The sequence below is a fragment of the Deltaproteobacteria bacterium genome, assembly GCA_009929795.1.
GTDB lineage: Bacteria > Desulfobacterota > Desulfovibrionia > Desulfovibrionales > Desulfomicrobiaceae > RZZR01.
Genome location: RZZR01000163.1, coordinates 1 through 4880, shown reverse-complemented (window position 1 = coordinate 4880; position 4880 = coordinate 1). Strand labels below are relative to the sequence as shown.

Annotated in this window: 5 protein-coding genes, 1 tRNA gene and 1 pseudogene; 2 read left to right on the top strand and 5 right to left on the bottom strand. The window is 55.2% G+C overall.

Going from position 1 to position 4880, the window contains the following annotated elements; all coding sequences use genetic code 11:
* From EOM25_12205 to EOM25_12195, 3 genes and pseudogenes are all read right to left on the bottom strand, one after another.
* The coding region (locus tag EOM25_12205; GenBank protein NCC25934.1) for an endopeptidase La at positions 1–334 on the bottom strand (334 nt) is incomplete at its 3' end.
* Between the two features lie 29 nt (positions 335–363).
* Positions 364–816 (bottom strand): Hsp20/alpha crystallin family protein, encoded by a 453-nt coding sequence (locus EOM25_12200; protein NCC25933.1) that lies wholly within the window; start codon positions 814–816, stop codon positions 364–366.
* Positions 817–1021: 205 nt separating this feature from the next.
* Positions 1022–1681, bottom strand: a pseudogene (locus EOM25_12195) (GTP-binding protein).
* A gap of 305 nt (positions 1682–1986) precedes the next feature.
* Here EOM25_12195 and EOM25_12190 point away from each other — a divergent pair.
* Positions 1987–2664 carry a hypothetical protein gene (locus tag EOM25_12190; GenBank protein ID NCC25932.1) on the top strand — a complete coding sequence of 226 codons (678 nt, stop codon included), beginning with the start codon at positions 1987–1989 and terminating at the stop codon, positions 2662–2664.
* Between the two features lie 73 nt (positions 2665–2737).
* Here EOM25_12190 and EOM25_12185 read toward each other — a convergent pair whose 3' ends face one another.
* Both EOM25_12185 and EOM25_12180 read right to left on the bottom strand, forming a co-directional pair.
* On the bottom strand, positions 2738–3931 hold the full coding sequence (locus tag EOM25_12185; protein ID NCC25931.1) for an ABC transporter substrate-binding protein: 1194 nt from the start codon (positions 3929–3931) through the stop codon (positions 2738–2740).
* Positions 3932–4058: 127 nt separating this feature from the next.
* Positions 4059–4145, bottom strand: a tRNA-Leu gene (locus EOM25_12180).
* Between the two features lie 196 nt (positions 4146–4341).
* Here EOM25_12180 and EOM25_12175 point away from each other — a divergent pair.
* Positions 4342–4880: FAD synthetase family protein (locus tag EOM25_12175; protein ID NCC25930.1), on the top strand; the 539-nt coding region annotated here is incomplete at its 3' end.

The window sequence follows — 4880 nt, the reverse complement described above, 5'->3', positions numbered from 1 at the left end:
GAACCGTTTTGAACCGGTTCAGACCCTGGATGAGCAGCTGGGCTTTTTCATCTTCCATCTTGGACATTTTCAGAATCACGGCCACGGTACCGATGCGGTACAGATCCTCTGCCGTGTGTTTAGAACCTGGATCCGGTTTTTTGGACAAAATCAGACCCAGCATCCGGGAGCCGGCCATGGCTTCATCGATCAGATCAATAGCCTCTTTCTGGATCAATACCAGTGGAAGCACCATTTTGGGAAACAGGTTGGTATCCACAATAGGCAAAATAGGGATGGTATCCGGAATATCATTGGTGGAAATGGCAGCGGTCGAATGTCTGATATCATCCATGAATTATCCTTGGCAAATGAACAGGGATGCTAGATAAAATCCATGGACAAATCATGCGCCGGTTTGATGTTTTCTGAAAACAGTTTACCCAGGGTCAACTGGAGAAAGCCGTTGTTGACAACGGCAGACACCTTTTCCACATCGATCATGCACGGAAGATACAAGACCCGTTCGAACTGACCGAACTGAATTTCAGCCAGTCGATAGGTAGCGGCCGGATCCAGTCGGGTGGTTTTCCGGTTACCGGAAATTTTGACCGCCTTGCTGCTGACCTCGATGACAATATCTTCTTTTTGCACCCCTGCGATCTCCGCTTGAATAACGATCTGATTTTGAGTCTCGAAAATATCCATCTGGGGTTTCCAGATCCGCTTTGAAAAACAGAACATGGGATTTACAGATTGAAACATGTCTTGAAATGATCTTTCATCGGTATCGTATGCATCAAGGTTGCTGCCGAAACGAATTTCTATATGTTCCATAAAAAGCTCCTGCAGATGGTGTTCAAGTGACCAACCGTAAAAATACCATCCAGGCTTGAAATTGTAAAGCGCAATAAAAATATTCCGGTTTCCGGGTCTTGAAATCCAGTGCGATGGGTGATATGGGAGAGGCATGAACATACCGTCCCGACAGACCGCACTCATTACCGGCGCATCCAGAGGCATCGGCCGGGCCATTGCCGTGCGCTCCGAGCAGTTCATCGAGCAGGGGGTCGTTCAATCCTTTGACCAGAATGGTGTCGCTGGGCCGGGTGGACTTGGCCCCATCGGGGACGAAGAAACGCAGTTCATCCAGACGAAGATCGTAGACGCCCTTGAAGCCCTTGCCCATGCCCACGGGCCAGGTCAGGGCCGCGACTTCGATGCCGAGATTCTGTTCGATGTCGTCCAGGAGTTCCAGGGGGGGGCGGCCTTCCCGGTCCAGTTTGTTGATGAAGGTCATGATGGGGGTGGAGCGGAGCCGACAGACATCCATGAGCTTCTTGGTCTGCTGTTCCACACCTTTGACCGAGTCGATGACCATGAGGACGGAGTCCACGGCCGTCAGAACGCGATAGGTGTCCTCGGAAAAATCCTGGTGGCCCGGGGTATCCAGGAGATTGATGTCGAAGCCGTTGTATTCGAATTTCATGACCGAGGAGGACACGGAAATGCCCCGTTCCCGCTCAACGGCCATCCAGTCGGATGTGGCGTAGAGGGCCTTTTTAGATTTGACGGCCCCGGCCATGCGAATGGCCCCCCCAAAAAGGAGGAGCTTTTCGGTCAGGGTGGTCTTGCCGGCGTCTGGGTGGCTGATGATGCCAAAGGTCCGGCGGCGCTGTATTTCGCGTTCAAGTTCGGTCATGACTGGGCTCGAGGGTTGGGGGTACGGGCTGGATAGGGAGAAAAAGTACCGGTCTTTCTGTGGGTGTTTCTATGGATGAGGAGGCTTACCGCCAAAAAAACCATTGATGAACGTTTCGGTGCGGCTGATACCCTTGAGGGTCACCGGCGTCAAATCGGTTGCTGAACGGAAAAGAATGGAGTACGGACAATGAATATTGGTTTCAGACCCACGGGTTCCGATGGGCCGATCCGGTCGAAGTGGATGTGAGGGTTTGGGGCAATGATTGTTTGGATCGCAGTACATAAACCGACAGGAGGTGCGGGATGTGGAATTTTTCCAAGGCCAAAAGTTTGGGCGTAATTGTTTTCGTCGCATCGGCCGTGATCGGGTTTTCACTGCATTCGCCTGACAATGCCAATGCCGAATGCAACCCGTTGCAGCTTATCCACGATGGGAATTATGACCATTACAAAGGTGTCGACTGCGAAGGATTTTCGTGGGATATCATCTTCAAGGACTATTTCAACGATGAGTGGAGAATGAAAAAAGTCCGAGAGTTTGGCAGTGTGGAATATTTCGTCGGCAACAGATATGTGCCGGGAAGTGGGAAGCGATACGCATCTTCGGCGTCCATCTACCATTCTTCGCAAGGAGATGTCATTTCTTTTGCTTCTCAGAATTGGCAGGATGAGAAATCTTTGGTCTACAACATGACTTGGCAGAGCAACATCCGCATTTCCGGATGCGAGTATTGGCTGGGGGCAGATCGTTACGATGGCTATTATTTTCGCAATGCCTATATCGATCTGATACGAGGGACTTTTGGCGGAAAAATAGTTCAAGCCTCCGGATCGGAGGCCATGGCTGAATACGGCGACATCGTTGCGGGAGTGCCTGAAGATGTCTGGACCGGGGCCACCGAAGAGGATCTCCAAATGCGGCTCGAACCCGATCGCTTCGAGGCCGTCAAGGCCGCCCGGGAGGATAGGGGGATCGAGTAGTCGTTTTTTTTCGTTCGTTTTTGTCAGGAAGGCAGCCTTAAGGCTGCCTTCCTTTTTTTTCGGCGTCGGACACTTATCGGACCCTTTCCCGGGAGTCCAGGGCCCAGGCGTAACCTCCTCCTTGGACCGTAACTTTCCAGAAGTTGTAGGTCTTGGGTTCGGAGCGGTCATCGTTGACGTCGAGAGCAATGGGGCCGGTGGCACCGCTAAAGGCTGCGGCAACTTCCCGCAGGGCGGGCCTGAGGATTTCCGGCGACTGGCCGCCTGCCTTTTCGATAGCGTCGAAGGTCACGAGGAGGGCGTCGTGGTACATGACGGCATAGACCGAGGCCGGGCCACCGATAACCGCGCTTATTTCATCCTTGATTTTTTGGTATTCGTCGTTGGAAAATTCAGCGGTGAGAGGGCAGCTGAAATCGCTGCGGACGGCAAAGGCCGAGGCCAGGGCGTTGCCGGTCAAGACGGTGCTCAAGGCCAAGCTGTCCGTGCCGTACCAGGTCAAGCGATGCAGGCCCATATAGTCGTCGGCCACCTGGAGCAGGGTGACGGCCTGCTCATACATGACCAGAACCACGCCGATCCGGGCCTCGCCGACCTCTTCCAGCACCGGGCTCAGATCCTGGGAAAACTGGTCGAGGATGTAGCGCATATCTTCGACACTCGATGCCCCGCGCATGCTGTAGGTCGCGAAAACGGTTCCGCCGGCATTCTTGAAGTTGTCGGCCAAGGCGGACGACAGGCCATGGCCGTAGATATCCGGCTGGACGAAAACGGCCAGATGGGTGATTCCGGAATCAGTGATTTTCTGGGCCAGAACCTGGGCCTGGGCCATATCCGGAACGGCGAATCGGAACAGGCTGTCATTGGGGATGGCCAGGGAAACGGCCGTGGAAGAGCAGGACAGCAGGGTCTGATCGTTTTGGTCCGCAAAGTTCTTGGCCCCGAGAGCGGCCTCGCTCCCGGCCGGCCCGATGACCATGTCCACGCCTTCGGCCTTGAACTCGGACATCATGGCCTCGCTGGTCACGGCCAAGCTCTGGCTGTCCTTGACGATCAGTCGAGTTTTGGGCCGCTTGGCTGCCGCCACTTCGACGGAGGCTTTGAAGGTCTGTCCGGCCCCGGCCAAGTCGCCGGTCAGAGGAAGCAGAACCCCGATCTTGTGGAGTGTGGCGTTTGAATCCGAGTCCGAGGAGCTGCCGTTGCAGCCGCTCAAGGCTACGGCGAAAAAGAGGAGCAGAAGGGGAAAAGTCTTGATAAGGGTCATCATGGTTGCACTCCTGTTCGTGTAAGCCCTTTGTTTGAAACTATGCAGTATGATGCCAGAAATCCGGGCGGTTTGCACCCCAAAAATGCAATAAAAAAAGCCCTTGCAATTGCAAAGGCTTGATTGTCGATGGTGCCGAAGGGGAGACTCGAACTCCCACGGGGGAACCCCCACTAGACCCTGAACCTAGCGTGTCTACCAATTCCACCACTTCGGCACGAAAGGGCCTTTTAGACGGATGCCCCGGTGTTGGCAAGCGTTTTTTTCCGGGGGAAAATTCCGCATCCGACTCCAGGGAACGGGTGCCCCGTCAAGGTTTGGGAATAGATCGCTCCCTTGCGGCCTGGGGGCCTTTCCGGTAGCGTTTCCAGCCTTTGCAACGTACCCATTATGGATAGGGAGGCCGGGCGAGGATGAACGTGGCCCACGACATATCTGAAATACAGGGGAAGGTCGGACCCTCGTGCGTGACCATCGGAAATTTCGACGGGGTGCACAAGGGCCATCAGCGGCTTTTCGAGCGTGTCCGGGAAAGGGCCAGGGCCAAAGGTGAGTCTCCGGTGGTCGTGACCTTCGACCCCCACCCCCTGAGGGTTCTGGCTGAGAAGAGCCCCCCCTTCATCACCCTGACCGAGCAGAAGCTGGAGCTCATCGCCGAGCAGGGCATGACCTGGACTCTCTGCCTGCCTTTCAGCCGGGGTATGGCAGCCCTTGAGCCAGCCGAGTTCGTCCTCCGGTATCTCCTGGAGCCTCTGGCCATGAGGCATATAGTTATCGGTTATGACTACGCCTTTGGCCGGGGGCGGTCCGGAAATTTCGAACTGCTGAAGATTTTGGGCCGGGACATGGGCTTCACTGTCGAGCAGGTCGGCCCGGTCCTGGTGGACGACGCCGTGGTCAGCTCGACCCGGGTTCGGGACATGGTCCAGGCCGGTCAGGTCTGGGAAGTTCG

Coding starts and splice junctions, on each gene's coding strand:
- EOM25_12200 (NCC25933.1), bottom strand. CDS start 816: ATGGAACATATAGAAATTCGTTTCGGCAGCAACCTTGATGCATACGAT.
- EOM25_12190 (NCC25932.1), top strand. CDS start 1,987: ATGTGGAATTTTTCCAAGGCCAAAAGTTTGGGCGTAATTGTTTTCGTC.
- EOM25_12185 (NCC25931.1), bottom strand. CDS start 3,931: ATGATGACCCTTATCAAGACTTTTCCCCTTCTGCTCCTCTTTTTCGCC.